This window comes from Enterobacter sp. Ap-867 (genome assembly GCF_011752855.1).
Classification (GTDB): domain Bacteria; phylum Pseudomonadota; class Gammaproteobacteria; order Enterobacterales; family Enterobacteriaceae; genus Cedecea.
The window spans coordinates 39716-53642 of the sequence record NZ_VWWS01000004.1; the positions used below are offsets into that span (position 1 = coordinate 39716).

General features: G+C 54.9%; 15 protein-coding genes. 5 read left to right on the forward strand and 10 right to left on the reverse strand.

Annotated features, from left to right (window positions below):
• Positions 1–152: 152 nt before the first annotated feature.
• Positions 153–1301, reverse strand: a complete 1149-nt coding sequence (gene cfa, locus F3J26_RS12285; protein ID WP_166994113.1) for a cyclopropane fatty acyl phospholipid synthase — start codon at positions 1299–1301, stop codon at positions 153–155.
• A 296-nt stretch (positions 1302–1597) separates the two neighbouring features.
• Positions 1598–2800, reverse strand: coding sequence for a purine nucleoside transporter PunC (gene punC, locus F3J26_RS12290; RefSeq protein ID WP_166994115.1), 1203 nt, complete (start codon positions 2798–2800; stop codon positions 1598–1600).
• Between the two features lie 114 nt (positions 2801–2914).
• On the opposite strand from punC, the gene punR reads away from it, so the two are divergent.
• Positions 2915–3853 (forward strand): DNA-binding transcriptional activator PunR, encoded by a 939-nt coding sequence (punR, locus tag F3J26_RS12295; RefSeq protein WP_166994117.1) that lies wholly within the window; start codon positions 2915–2917, stop codon positions 3851–3853.
• Here punR and purR read toward each other — a convergent pair.
• Positions 3850–4875: an HTH-type transcriptional repressor PurR gene (gene purR / locus F3J26_RS12300; RefSeq protein ID WP_166994119.1), complete on the reverse strand. Its 1026-nt coding sequence runs from the start codon at positions 4873–4875 to the stop codon at positions 3850–3852. The two genes, punR and purR, sit on opposite strands and share 4 nt — an antisense overlap.
• 292 nt (positions 4876–5167) lie before the next feature.
• Between purR and cydH the strand changes: the two genes are divergently transcribed.
• Positions 5168–5257 carry a cytochrome bd-I oxidase subunit CydH gene (gene cydH / locus F3J26_RS12305; protein ID WP_008456477.1) on the forward strand — a complete coding sequence of 30 codons (90 nt, stop codon included), beginning with the start codon at positions 5168–5170 and terminating at the stop codon, positions 5255–5257.
• An 82-nt stretch (positions 5258–5339) separates the two neighbouring features.
• Here the strand turns inward: cydH and sodB are convergent, their stop codons facing one another.
• Together sodB and F3J26_RS12315 are read right to left on the reverse strand one after the other, a co-directional pair.
• On the reverse strand, positions 5340–5921 hold the full coding sequence (sodB, locus tag F3J26_RS12310) for a superoxide dismutase [Fe] (RefSeq protein ID WP_008456476.1): 582 nt from the start codon (positions 5919–5921) through the stop codon (positions 5340–5342).
• A 169-nt stretch (positions 5922–6090) separates the two neighbouring features.
• Positions 6091–6936 (reverse strand): NlpC/P60 family protein, encoded by an 846-nt coding sequence (locus F3J26_RS12315; RefSeq protein ID WP_166994121.1) that lies wholly within the window; start codon positions 6934–6936, stop codon positions 6091–6093.
• Between the two features lie 362 nt (positions 6937–7298).
• On the opposite strand from F3J26_RS12315, the gene F3J26_RS12320 reads away from it, so the two are divergent.
• Positions 7299–7643, forward strand: a complete 345-nt coding sequence (locus F3J26_RS12320; protein ID WP_008456474.1) for a Grx4 family monothiol glutaredoxin — start codon at positions 7299–7301, stop codon at positions 7641–7643.
• Between the two features lie 41 nt (positions 7644–7684).
• Here F3J26_RS12320 and rnt read toward each other — a convergent pair whose 3' ends face one another.
• From rnt to eptA, 5 genes are all read right to left on the reverse strand, one after another.
• On the reverse strand, positions 7685–8344 hold the full coding sequence (gene rnt / locus F3J26_RS12325; RefSeq protein WP_008456473.1) for a ribonuclease T: 660 nt from the start codon (positions 8342–8344) through the stop codon (positions 7685–7687).
• Positions 8345–8619: 275 nt separating this feature from the next.
• On the reverse strand, positions 8620–9027 hold the full coding sequence (gene gloA, locus F3J26_RS12330; RefSeq protein WP_039292495.1) for a lactoylglutathione lyase: 408 nt from the start codon (positions 9025–9027) through the stop codon (positions 8620–8622).
• Positions 9028–9115: 88 nt separating this feature from the next.
• The gene (locus F3J26_RS12335; RefSeq protein WP_166874745.1) at positions 9116–10213 is read right to left on the reverse strand and encodes an alkene reductase; all 1098 of its coding nucleotides are present in this window, start codon (positions 10211–10213) and stop codon (positions 9116–9118) included.
• A 53-nt stretch (positions 10214–10266) separates the two neighbouring features.
• On the reverse strand, positions 10267–10866 hold the full coding sequence (locus F3J26_RS12340; RefSeq protein ID WP_008456467.1) for a TetR/AcrR family transcriptional regulator: 600 nt from the start codon (positions 10864–10866) through the stop codon (positions 10267–10269).
• 71 nt (positions 10867–10937) lie between these two features.
• Entirely contained in the window at positions 10938–12566 is a 1629-nt protein-coding gene (gene eptA, locus F3J26_RS12345; protein ID WP_166994123.1) for a phosphoethanolamine transferase EptA, read from the reverse strand.
• 167 nt (positions 12567–12733) lie between these two features.
• On the opposite strand from eptA, the gene F3J26_RS12350 reads away from it, so the two are divergent.
• Together F3J26_RS12350 and F3J26_RS12355 are read left to right on the forward strand one after the other, a co-directional pair.
• On the forward strand, positions 12734–12973 hold the full coding sequence (locus tag F3J26_RS12350) for a DUF1289 domain-containing protein (RefSeq protein ID WP_008456463.1): 240 nt from the start codon (positions 12734–12736) through the stop codon (positions 12971–12973).
• Between the two features lie 57 nt (positions 12974–13030).
• Entirely contained in the window at positions 13031–13927 is an 897-nt protein-coding gene (locus F3J26_RS12355; protein ID WP_008456461.1) for an aldo/keto reductase, read from the forward strand.

Genomic DNA, 13927 nt, shown 5'->3' on the forward strand with positions numbered 1-13927 from the left:
TTGATGAAACCGGTTTCCATCCCAGGAAATGATATCTGTTAAGCAGATCAAGCCGCTAAGCGCAGGCAGGGCTAAACCTGTGAGGTTAATCACATTGGTGCGCAAAGAGAGACAATTGCAAAGAAGAAAACCCGGCATTCACCGGGTCTGTTTTAACGGGGTACGCGCAGGCCGTGCTCAATGCCCCGGCTGAAAACAACCTGCCAGAGCTGAATGTCGCGCGCCCGGAAAGCGCCGGCGCAGGCATTCAGGTAGTAGCTAAACATCCTTTTAAAGCGCTCAGAATAGTTGCCTTCGATTTCTGACCAGGTTGCCAGAAAACGCTCGTGCCAGGCCATCAGCGTTTTGTCATAGTCGGCGCCGAAGTTGTGCCAGTCTTCCATCACAAAATGCGGTTCGCTGGCCTCGGCAATCTGCCGCACCGACGGCAGGCAGCCATTAGGGAAAATGTACTTATTGATCCACGGATCGACATTATTGTCGGTCTTTTTAGAACCTATTGTGTGTAGCAGGAAAATGCCGTCCGGCTTGAGGTTGCGGTCGGCAACGTCAAAGTAGGTGGCATAATTTTTAGGCCCGACGTGCTCAAACATGCCGACGGAAACAATGCGGTCAAATTGTTCGTTCAGGTCGCGGTAGTCCTGTAAAAGGATGGTGACATCCAGGCCTTTGCAACGCGCCTGCGCCATTTTTTGCTGTTCTGCTGAGATAGTCACACCAAAGACGGATACGCCATAGTTGCGTGCTGCAAACTCGGCCAGACCGCCCCAGCCGCAGCCGATATCCAGCAGCTTCATACCGGGTTTCAGCTGCAGCTTTTCGCAGATCATTTTGAGCTTGGCATCCTGAGCGTCGCTGAGATTTGTCGCGTCTTTCCAGTAACCGCAGGAGTATTGCATGTGCTTGTCCAGCATCCGGCTGAACAGATCGTTGCCAAGATCGTAATGCTCTTTCCCGACTATCCATGCGCGTTTTTTAGACTGCAGGTTAACCAGTCTTGCCGCCGCAATGCGCAGGGTATCTTTGAAATGGTGGGGGAGTTGGTTTTCCAGCCCGGCACGCAGGACTTTAGTGAAAAAGATATCCAGCCGTTCGCATTCCCACCAGCCGTCCATATAGCTTTCGCCAAGGCCGAGAGAACCTTCCTGCAGAACGCGTTTAAAAAAGTTCGGGTTTTTGACCTGAATATCAAAGGGGTTTGGGCCGTTGAGGGTGATACCTGCCCGGCTCAGCATTTCATTTGCGATACGATACCATTCGTTATCTCGTACGCTCACTTCTTCTATACACGATGAACTCATAGCTTCTCCATCACCTTGTTGTGATCAGAACCTTAAAACAGCGTAGACGCTATTCCCGGCTTGTGAGAACTCTCACGGAAAATTCCGCGTGCCTGATATCCGACGTAGAACAGAGAAAGGGGGGATTCTCCCTTACTGAAAGGCCATCCATGGAAAAACGGAAGCGCTCCGGCTTCCGCAAAATAAAATTGATAAGGCTTATCGTAGAACCGCAATTACTATAAGCCCGTTTAATTGAGGGTTCAATGGAATATTGTTAGCAAGCTAATCACACAACATTCACATTATCATGCAGGTTACTGTGCGCGGGACAGCTCGCTGTGGCCCTTGTTGGGTGCTTCGCGTTGGGCTACGTGTTGAAGGGCATAGCCCAGACCAGCAAGCAGGACTGTCGCCAGCATCACGCTGGTGGTGGTCAGCAGCGGCGTAGTGATCAGCCAGGAAACCATTAAGCTTGCCAGGAAGCAAAGCCCAAGCTGCAGGGTGTTTTGCAGGGCTGCGGCTTTCCCGGTTGCCTGCGGGAAAGGCAGCAGGGCCGAGGACACCACGATAGGGTAGATGGCGCCGTTCGCCGCGGCCATCACGCAGAACGGAATAAGCAGCAGCGTCAGATCAGCATGGCCGCTCACCGCCACGCCCCAGGTGGCGACCACGCTCAGGGTATACAGCGCCAGCAGCCACGGAAGTAGCTGTTTGCCACTCCACTTTTGCAGCGCGCTGCGGCAGCCATAGCCACCAACCAGGAAAGCGACAGTCTGCGGCATGTAGCTCAGGCCAATCGCCGCGGGGCTGTAGCCCATCTCATTCAGAATAAATGGCGAGCCGGTAAGCCAGGCGAAAAAGCTGGCGGAACAGGCGGCGTAAATCAGCACGTTGCCACCGTAAACGCGGGAACGTAATAAAGAGAAGAAGCTGACTTTATTGTCTTCGGTTTGCCCGTGGTGCTGAGTCCGGGGCTTGAGGCGCAGCGTGGGGATCATCAGCAGCAAAGCGACGGCGAACAGCACGGCAAAAATAGCCTGCCATTCAAAATGGTTCAGCAGCCAACTGCCGAGCAGCGGGGCCAGCGCCGGAGAAAGCCCGACCAGCGGCATGATGGTGGCAAAAATGCGGCCAGCGCGGTTGGCGGGATAATAATCAGTCACCAGGGCCTGCCAGCTAACGGCGGCTGAGCAAACGCCCACGGCCTGAATAAAGCGCAGTACCAGCAGCGTGGTGGCATCCTGCACCCAAAGCATTCCGATACAGCCGGCGGCAAACATGGCCAGGCCAATCAACAGCACAGGTTTACGCCCGAAGCGGTCGGAAAGCGGGCCCCAGATTAGCTGGGCAAAAGCAAAGCCGGCGAGGAACAGGCTCAGGCTGGCACTCACGGCGGAGGCGGTGGTCCCCAGATCTTGTTGAATGGCGGCAAAGGCGGGCAGGTACATGTCGGTGGCCAGGAAACCCAGCACGCTCAGCCCCGCAAGCCAGATAAGAAATCCCTTTGATGGTTGCATATTTCACTCTTGATTTTGATAGCAGGTTAACGGGGCAGGAGTCTACGGAGTGCAAAACCGCTTGTGAAACGCTAATATTTGCAAATTGCATTCAAATTTTTTGCAGGCAGAAATATGTGGTCTGAATATTCGCTGGAAGTGGTTGATGCCGTGGCGCGAAACGGCAGCTTTAGCGGTGCAGCCCAGGAGCTGCATCGCGTGCCTTCTGCCATCAGCTACACGGTGCGTCAGCTTGAAGAGTGGCTGGCCGTGCCGCTGTTTGAACGGCGTCATCGGGACGTTGAACTGACCGCCGCCGGGGCGTTTTTTCTCAAAGAAGGTCGGTCTGTTATCAAAAAAATGATGGCAACGCGCCAGCAGTGCCAGCAGATAGCCAACGGCTGGCGTGGGCACCTGTCCATTGCGGTAGACAATATCGTTAAACCTGAGCGTACTCGCCAGCTGGTGCTGGATTTTTATCGTCATTTCCCGGATATCGAGTTAAGGGTTTCCCAGGAAGTGTTCAACGGCGTGTGGGATGCGCTTGCCGACGGGCGAGTTGAGGCGGCGATTGGCGCCACGCAGGCTATCCCGGTCGGGGGGCGTTACGCTTTTCGGGACATGGGGGCGCTAAGCTGGCGCTGCGTGGTTTCCGCTGACCATCCGCTTGCGCAACGGGAAGGTATCATTCTGGATGATGACATTCGTCCCTGGCCATCCCTTGTGCTGGAAGATACATCCCGTTCGTTACCCAAGCGCATTACCTGGCTGCTGGACAACCAACGCCGCGTGGTGGTGCCGGACTGGGCGTCGGGGGCGGATTGCCTGACGGCGGGATTATGCATTGGTATGGTGCCGACGCACATTGCCCAGCCGTGGCTCGTCAGGGGCGACTGGAAAGAGCTGATGCTGGAGAATCCATTCCCGGACGCGGCCTGCTGCTTAACCTGGCGGCAGGATGATGCTTCGCCCGCTTTGAGCTGGCTGCTGGACTATTTGGGTGACAGTGAGACGATGAATCAGGAGTGGCTGCAGGAGCCGGGTAACACATTCCCGGCCCCCGAAGAGGCTTAGCGGCGGTAATCGCGGAACGGGCCGTCGGCCACCGAGCGGCGTTCAATCAGACGAGGATGGACTTCAATCGTCTGCGACTGTTCGCGCTTATTAATGATGCGGTCGAGCAGCATGTTAAACGCTGTTTCGCCCAAACGCTCTTTCGGCTGGTGGATTGTGGTCAGCGCTGGAGAGAAATAGCGGGCGTTGCGCACGTTGTCGTAGCCGATGATAGAAATGTCCTGCGGCACGCGCAGCCCCATTTCGTCTGCGGCGCAAATTGCACCCATCGCCATAATATCGCCGCCGCAGAAAACGGCGGTAGGGCGATGCGGCTGGTTAAGCAGTTGCTGCATGGCGCGATAACCAGACTCTGGTTCGAAATCACCCTGAACCACCCAGTTATCCGGCACTTTGATATTGGCTTCTTCAAGCGCCTTCAGGAACCCTGCATGGCGGCCGCCGCCGGTATTTCGCTCCAGCTGACCCGGAATAGCACCGATATCGCGATGGCCACGTTCAATCAGGTAGCGGCCCGCAAGGTAGCCGCCGTGGAAGGCATTATCGACCACGGAATCGGTAAAGTCCGCACGAGCTTCGCCCCAGTCCATCACCACCATCGGAATATGGCGGTACTCTTCCAGGGTTGAAAGCAGCGTCTCAGGGTATTCGGAACACATGACCAGCAGCCCATCCACGCGTTTTTGCGCCATCATGGACAGGTAAGCGCGCTGCTTTTCAAAGTTGTTGTGCGCGTTGCCCAGAATCAGGGTGTAGCCCTTGGCGAAACAGCTGTTCTCAACGGATTCAATAATTTCCGCAAAATAAGGGGCTTCGCTTGAGGTGGCAAGCAGGCCGATGGATTTGGTGTGGTTGACCTTCAGGCTGCGAGCCACGGCGCTAGGCGAATAGTGCAGCTCTTTGATGGCTGCCCAGACGGCGTTGCGTGTCTCTTCCGCCACAAAACGGGTCTTGTTAATGACATGTGACACAGTGGTAGTGGAAACGTTTGCGCGCTTCGCTACGTCCTTAATCGTTGCCATTAGATGTCACTCCAGACCATATCGTAAACTCCTGATAACTCATGTGTTAAACGTTTGCCTTCGCTAACTCCTGGGGCAACACGTTGGTTGCAGGCCTGTCGGGGATGCGACATACAGCGGGAGGAGGGCGTTGCCGGGCGATACGCGGTAAATTAGCGAAGGATTTTGGCTTATCCCGGGGCAAAGTGGAAGAGGGAAAACCGATATCTGTGCAAATCCAGCAGGATTTTTATCGCTAATTGTGGGAAAATCACCCCACATACACTTTGTAGGGAAATAAAAGGAGCTTACGATGAGTACCGATCTGAAGTTTTCCGTGGTGACTACGGTTATCGTACTGAGTCTGATTGTTGCCGGGGCGCTAACCGCCGTCCTGCACTGATTTACAAAGGGCCGCTTTCGCGGCCCTTCTCGTATATAGAAGAAAAGCGTTGCTTCCCTCCTTCGTGGTTAACCGCTAAAAATCAGCCCGCCAGGTTTTGCGCAACAAATTCCCAGTTGACCAGCGCCCAGAAGTGGTCGAGATAAACCGGGCGCGCGTTGCGGTAATCGATGTAGTAAGCATGTTCCCATACGTCCACGGTCAGCAGCGGTTTTGCTCCGGTTGTTAACGGGGTGCCTGCGTTAGAGGTCGAGACGATAGCCAGGCTGCCGTCGCTATTTTTCACCAGCCATGTCCAGCCGGAGCCGAAGTTTTTGATGGCCGCTTCGGTGAACTGCTTTTTAAAGGCTTCCACGCTGCCAAAAGCGTGGTTGATGGCTGCCAGCACGTCACCGGTCGGCTCCCCGCCGGCATTCGGCGCCAGGCAGTGCCAGTAGAACGTATGGTTCCAGACCTGGGCCGCGTTATTGAAGATCCCGCCGTCAGATCCTGTCACGATCTCTTCCAGCGTTTTACCTTCAAACGGGCTGCCTTTGATCAGATTATTCAGGTTAGTGACGTAGGTCTGGTGGTGTTTGCCGTAATGGTATTCGAGTGTTTCGGCTGAGATATGCGGTGCCAGCGCATCTTTGGCATAGGGCAGGGCGGGTAGTTCGAACGACATGGCTTCACTCCTTGTTATTTTGCTTCACAATATAACTATATTTTGTGTGGTTATAAGGTTAGCAAATTACGAGAGTGCAAAAAAGCGCAATGAAACAACAAAATAAAACAGCCCGTGCCGGGCTGTTTTATTTTAATCAGTCTGATTAGCCCGAAAGGGCGCGATAAGATTAACGAATAGTTTTTGGCGTCATGACCCGGCGGGCGCCCACGTAATGGCGCTGCCAGTAATCTTCGCTCAGGGAGGTGATCTGAATATCGCGGCCGCTGCGCGGGGACTGAATAAACTTCCCGTTGCCAACGTAGACGCCAACGTGATCGGCGGTGCCACGGCCCTGGGTACGGAAGAACACCAGATCACCGCTTTCCAGTTCGCCGCGGTCAACGGAGGAGGCATCGCGCAGGTGATACATTTCATTGGCGGTGCGTGGAATACGGATATTCACCAGATCTTTATAAGCGTAATAAATCAGCCCGCTGCAGTCGAAACCTGTGCGTGGGGAAGTACCTCCCCAGCGATACGGTTTTCCAATTTGCCCCATCAGCTTGTTCATGGCCGTTTTTTGCGCTTTCTGCACGCGCACTTTATGCGCCTGCGCGATGGTCAGATTTTTTTCCGACTTCACCTTAACGCACTGCTTTTTATGCCCTTTACGATGAGTGCATTTTTCAGTGTAGGCAACGGTGGCTGAGGCTGGCTGTAGGGCTAATTTCTGCGAGGTTTTTTTGCTGCTAGTTTTAGCGAGGGTGCTGCTTTTGCCTGAGGTGGTGTGTTTTGCCACTTTGGCTTTCGCCGGTGAGGTTGTTTTTTTACCGGACTTCTTTGTGGAGGCTGTGCTGACCTTCGGTTTTGCTTTTTCTTTGCCCTTGTTGCTTTTACTGGTTGTTGTCTTGGCCGGATGGCCTTTTTGTGCAACAGGATGGCGGGCGTGCTCGGACGCCTGCGCCAAAGGTGTATAGGGCAAAGCAAATAGCAGAGCACATAGCGTGATAGAGATTTTATTTATCCGCGCCACTCGTCAATCCCCTGATAAATGAAGACACGATGCTAACCATCATGCCTGCGTATGATTTTTGCGAAACCCGACGATTCTAATGCATAAAAGCCGATAATGTTAATAGGCAAATACTATTTAACGGTCAAAAGTGGAAGCTATAGCTAAAAAATTAGCCATTCCAGGGTGTTATCCGCTGTTTAATTGATCTTGAATGAAGCAAATTGCTCATTTTCGCGCGCCGTAAAAGTGTTATTCTTAAGGTATGTTTGCGCGCCAGGCGGGGGAAAGAGAAACCCTGATAAAAATGGTGTTTTCTGCCCGGGGCGCAACTGGCTACAATGGCAGGCTATTGCCGTATCAAGGTTTGAGGAAGCATGACAATGAGCACTATTGAAAAAATTCAACGCCAGATCGCTGAGAACCCGATTCTTCTCTATATGAAAGGTTCCCCGAAGCTGCCGAGCTGCGGCTTCTCCGCTCAGGCCGTTCAGGCGCTGTCCGCCTGCGGTGAGCGTTTCGCCTATGTGGATATTCTGCAGAACCCGGACATTCGTGCTGAGCTGCCAAAATACGCTAACTGGCCAACGTTCCCGCAGCTGTGGGTGGACGGTGAGCTGGTCGGCGGCTGCGACATCATCATCGAGATGTACCAGCGCGGCGAACTGCAGGCGCTGATTAAAGAGACCGCAGAGAAGCATAAATCTGAAGAGCCAGGCGCAGAATAATTTCGCCAGCCAGTAAAAAAGCGACCCTCAGGTCGCTTTTTTTATGCTTCAGATTCCGGTTCGTCGGCCAGCGGCAGCGGCCAGCCGCCGAGGCGCTTCCAACGGTTGACTATTTCGCAGAACAGCAGGGCGGTTTGCTCGGTGTCGTACAGGGCGGAGTGTGCCTGCGAGCTGTCAAACTTCTGGCCTGCGGCGATGCAGGCTTTGGCCAGCACGGTTTGCCCCAGTACGAGGCCGCTCAGGGCCGCGGTATCAAACGTCACAAACGGGTGGAACGGGTTGCGTTTCAAAGAGGCTCGCTCTGCCGCCGCCATCATAAAGCTGTGGTCGAACGTGGCGTTGTGCGCCACCATAATCGCCCGGCTGCAGCCGCTGTCTTTAATGCCTTTTCGCACGGTTTTGAAAATCGCGTGCAGGGCATCGTATTCGCTGACGGCACCACGCAGGGGGTTATGCGGGTCAATACCGTTGAACGCCAGGGCTTCAGGCTGCAGGTTCGCGCCCTCAAACGGATCGACATGGAAGTGCAGCGTTTCGTCGGGGGATAACCAGCCGTCTTCATCCATCTTCAGGGTAACGGCGGCGATTTCCAGTAACGCATCGGTTTTAGCGTTAAAACCTGCGGTTTCAACGTCGATCACTACCGGATAAAAACCACGAAAACGGTCGCACAGGCCATGCAATTGCGTGTTGTCTGACATCAGCTTCTCTTAATACGGGGAAAATGCAGCGCGCATTATGGCAAATTTCGGGGAGTGTTGCAGTAAAGGCCGCACAACGTGCGCCTTCAGGGTGTGGATAACTCCCCAATAATAGGAGAGGCGGCCCGAAGTCATTATGAAATAAACCAGAAAAATCAATTCATTGATTTTCATCTGTTAACCACAAAGAGGGAAAAACCACGCTTTTTCCCTCTTTAGTTAGCAACAATCAGGGCGCACAACACGCCCCTTGTTTGACGCTAATCGCCTGAAAATCAGTTACCCAGGCCTTTGCCCGCGTGCTTCTCTTCGATCAGCTCGATTTTGTAACCGTCCGGATCTTCAACAAAAGCGATAACGGTGGTGCCGCCTTTTACCGGGCCGGCTTCACGGGTCACGTTGCCGCCGTTATTGCGAATGCGTTCACAGGCGTCTGCGGCGTTATCCACGCTCAGCGCGATGTGGCCGTAAGCGGTGCCCAGCTCATAGCTGTCCACGCCCCAGTTATAGGTCAGTTCGATAACCGCCGTGTCGCTTTCATCGCCATAGCCGACAAACGCGAGAGAGTATTTGTACTCGGTGTTTTCGCTGGTACGCAGCAGTTTCATGCCCAGCACTTTGGTATAAAACTCGATGGAGCGTTGCAGGTCGCCAACGCGCAGCATGGTATGAAGTAGACGCATAAAATCCTCGTCGAATGAGACAGTTATTTCTGGAGTCGTTGAGTATAGCGGCGTTTGCGCGCCGCTATCAATGAAAGGTACTGCGGACTTACAGCGTTGGGTAGTCGGTGTAGCCTTCCGCGCCGCCGCCATAGAAGGACTCAGGGCGCTGTGGGTTCAGCTCGGCATTTTTGTGCAGACGAGCGACCAGGTCCGGGTTGGCAATGAACGAACGGCCAAACGCGACGGCGTCGATCAGGCCTTTGCCGATCAGATCTTCCGCTTTCTCCGGGGTATAGGCGCCAGCGCCAACGATCACACCGCTAAAACGCTCACGGACTTTGGCACGGAATGCCTCGGTGTACGGTTCGCCACCGGCCCAGTCCGGCTCGGACATATGCAGATAAGCAATGCCGCGTTTGCCCAGCTCTTCAATCAGGTACAGCGCGTCAGCCTCTTCGTCCGGGCCGTTGTCCACGTTCTGGAAGGATCCAATCGGTGATACGCGGATCCCGATGCGGTCGGCACCCCATTCTTTGATCCCGGCATCAACCACTTCCAGCACCAGGCGAGCGCGGTTCTCGCGGCTGCCGCCATATTCGTCGGTACGGTGGTTAGAAGAAGGAGACAGGAACTGGTGCAGCAGATAGCCGTGAGCAGAGTGCAGCTCAACCAGGTCAAAACCGGCGTCACGTGCATTGCCAATTGCCTTGCGGAAGTCATCCACGATGCCCGGAATTTCGTTCAGTTCCAGCGCGCGAGGCATGGAAGTATCTTCGCGAACGGCGTTGCCGTTTTCGTCACGCAGGGAAGTACGGGTCCCGGCACTCAGCGCTGAAGGCGCGACCGGAGCCTGCTGGCCTGGCTGGAGGGTAAAGTGGGAAATACGGCCGGTGTGCCACAGCTGCACCGCCATGTGGCCTTTTTCAGCGTGCACGCCAGCGGTGATTTTTTTCCACGCGGCGATTTGCTCTTCGCTGTGCAGGCCCGGAGCGCCGGCGTAGCCTTTAGCCTGGGCGGACATCTGGGTTGCTTCGCTGATGATAAGCCCGGCGCTGGCGCGCTGGCGGTAATATTCGCCCATCAGCGGGGTTGGGATATCGCCTGGCTCAATACTGCGCAGGCGCGTCAGCGGAGCCATAAAGATACGGTTTGGTACGGTAATAGCGCCAACTTTGAGCGGCGTAAACAGTTTATCTGCTGACATGGTGTTTCCTCAAGTAGACCGGTCGTCTAGTAATTCAGTAAATAAAAAACCTGTCAGGCAACAGGTTCTGCCAATAGGATTCTTACGTGTGCCAGCGCGCTTTCCAGCGGCAGCGCGCTGCGGGAAATTTTTGCCTGCAGGCTGGCGCCTACCCACAGCGAGTACAGCACCATGGCCTGCTCGAGCGCTTCGCCTTCAAAGCGCAGGCTTTTTTCGCTGCGGCCTTTCTCCAGAGCATCAGCAAGCAGAGAGATTAGCTGTGAGCCGCCGTTATTCAGCGCGCCGCGCATATCTTCCGAAAGATCACAGACTTCTGCTGAAAGTTTCACTATCAGACAGTTACTCAGGTTTCCGCTCTGGCAGAAGTAGCTCAGCATATCCTGGTACCACTTCAGCAGGCGCTGGCGATAATTGCCTTCACCGTGCGAAAAGTGTTCCGCCACGCGCAGATTAGAAGCCTGGTAATAGCGCTCCAGCATTGCCACGCCAAACGCTTCTTTTGAGCGGAAGTAGTGGTAGAAAGAGCCTTTGGGCACTTCTGCGGTGCGCAACAATTCGCTTAACCCCATGCCGGTAAAGCCCCGGGCAAGGCACAGCCGCTCGCCAATGGCGAGGAGATGTTCGCGAGTGTCGTGTTCAGGATGTCGATTCATGCGCTCAAATGTAGTAGACCAGTCAGTCTAATGCAAGAGGGAGCGGCCACTTTTTTGTGATCGCCATCCCATTAGCGCCTGCGGCAGTCGGCAAGAATATCCGTATCTTTTTGATAAACCGAGGTATGAATATTCATCATGCCGAGCAGGGTTGAGAACAAATTGTCCTGGGACACGGCGTCGCTGGCGGCCTTATTGGCCAGGCACTCGCTGTCCAGCGCAAAGCTTCGCTGGTAATCCTGTGACAGCCAGAACAGCAGCGGGATATGTGTCTGCTGCGAAGGCGCGAGCATATACGGCGTACCGTGCAGGTAAATACCGCTTTCCCCGAGAGATTCCCCGTGATCGGCCAGGTAAACCAGCGCCGTATTCAATTTATCCTGATGCTGTTTCAGCTTGTCGATAGTGCGGCTCAGCACGTCGTCGGTGTGCAGGATAGTATTGTCGTAGGTGTTAATCAGCGCCTGGCGGTCACAGTCCTGAATTTGATTACTGTCGCAGGTGGGGATGAAGTGGCGAAAGCTGGCCGGATAGCGCTGGTAATAAGCCGGCCCGTGGCTGCCCATCAGATGCAGCACCAGGACGGTATCCCGCTGCAGGCCGTCGAGAACATTGTCCTGGCGGTGGAGCAGCACATCGTCAAAGCAGGCGCCGTCTTTGCAGTAAACGTCCAGCTTCCACTGGGTCATATCCGTATGCGGAACACGGTCGCAGGCGCCTTTGCAGCCGCCGTCGTTATCCCGCCACAGCACGTTCACGCCGCCGTGGGCTAATACGTCCAGCAGGCCTTCCTGGTGCCGGGCGAGATCCGCATCGTAGGTTTTACGTGGCATCACTGAGAACATACAGGGCACAGAAACCGCGGTTTCCGTCCCGCAGGACGAGGCATTCTGGAAGTAAATCACGCCCTGTTTTTTGAGCTGAGGATTGGTCTCCCGCTCATAGCCGCCCAGCGAATAGTTCTCGGCTCTTGAGGCTTCACCGACGACCAACACCACCAGCGTTTTCTTCGGCTGCTGTTTAATCAGCGGGCCTCTTTGCGCGTCTTCGCCAATTTTAATCAGCGTCTGATCTCCGGCAAACCAGCGTTCTTTGCTGTAGCGGCTAATGGCACTGATGTAGTTTGCGGGCGTGACCATTTTCACCACGCTTTTATTGTTCCGGAACAGCGAAGCGTAGTCTTTGTAAAACACGGCGGCGATGAGGATTATCACCAGCAGTCCGGCGAGAATGCCGACCAGGCGAGTCAGCACGGTATGCCACCAGCGCGCCGGCTGAACCTTCACCAGGGAAAGCAACAGGGCGGGGATAATACCCAGCAAGGCCAGCCAGCTGACCAGCTGCGGCGTAACCAGCGCGGTGGCTTCCTGAGAATCTGTTTCAAACACGTTGGCCATCATGTTTTTATCAATGACGGCGCCGTAGGTGAACATAAAATAGTTGCTGGCAGCGCAGCCTATGACCAGCAGCACCAGCACGGGTTTGCGCAGCCAGGGCAGGTTCACCACGCTGAAAATCATTAGCCAGCCGCAGAACAGTACCACCGGCACCGAAGCGGCAAACAGCCAGCTATGGAGCGAGTCCGGGGCAATTAGCTGCCAGCTGCGGTGGATAAAAAGAGAATTGATCAGCGTAAAGAAAAATGCGCAGCAGAGGTTAAACTGCGCATCGTTACACTGTAACTTTCTTAAAAGGTTCATATAAGCCGTGAATACAAAACTGAATATGCGCTATCCTGGAGAGAGAAGATTAGTTGAACCTTAATTTTCAGCCGCTTTCAGTCGAGAGGCGATTTTTTAGCCGCCCCGCTTGCATCCGGGGCAGACTCAGGCTTCAATTGATGCAAAGTCGTTAATGAGGCGGGTTAGTGTCTGAGCAGCTAGAGTTCTTCCCCATTCAAAGCCCCTGCCGCGGGATCTGCCAGTCGGATGAACGCGGCTTTTGCCGTGGCTGTATGCGCAGCCGGGACGAGCGTTTCCAGTGGCAGCAAATGAGCGACGCCCAAAAGCAGGACGTGCTGCGCCTCTGCCGCCAGCGCTTATTGCGCAAGTTACGAGCAAACAAGCCAAATTCTCCTGAAGAACCTGAGCAGCCCTCACTGTTTTAATCATTCACCGCCGTTATACTCGGGGAAGATTTTTTCCTTTTTTGAGGTGATTTTTTTATGGTACAGCGTATTACGATTGCCCCGCAGGGCCCGGAGTTTTCACGCCTGGTGATGGGCTACTGGCGTTTGATGGAATGGAACATGTCCCCGCGCGAGCTGGCGAGCTTTATTGAAGAGCACGTTGAGATGGGGATCACCACGGCGGATCACGCCGATATTTACGGCGGGTACGCTTGTGAAGCGGCCTTTGGCGAAGCGATGCGTCTGGTGCCACATCTGCGCGGTAAAATGGAGATTGTCACCAAGTGCGGTATCGCCACCACCGCGAAGCCAGAAAATGCTCTTGGTCACTACATTACCGATCGCGATTACATCATCAGCAGTGCAGAAAGCTCGCTGAAAAAACTGGCCACCGACTATCTGGATTTGCTGCTGATCCACCGCCCGGACCCGCTGATGGACGCCGACGAAGTGGCGGAAGCCTTCACCGCGCTGCATCACAGCGGCAAGGTGCGCCATTTCGGCGTGTCTAACTTTACCCCGGCGCAGTTCTCCCTGCTGCAGTCTCGCCTGCCGTTCACCCTGGCAACAAACCAGGTTGAGCTTTCACCGGTGCACCAGCCGTTGCTGCTGGACGGCACGCTCGACCAGCTCCAGCAGCTGCGCATTCGTCCGATGGCGTGGTCCTGCCTTGGGGGCGGCCGTCTGTTTAACGACGATGAATTCCAGCCGCTGCGCGCCGAACTGCAGAAAGTGGCGGAAGAACTTGGGGCCGACACCATCGAACAGGTGGTTTATGCCTGGGTGATGCGCCTGCCATCTTCCCCGCTGCCGATCATCGGGTCTGGCAAAATCGAACGTGTGCGCTCTGCCATTCACTCTCTGTCTCTGGAGATGACTCGCCAGCAGTGGTTCCGCATTCGTAAGGCCGCGCTCGGCTACGACGTGCCTTAA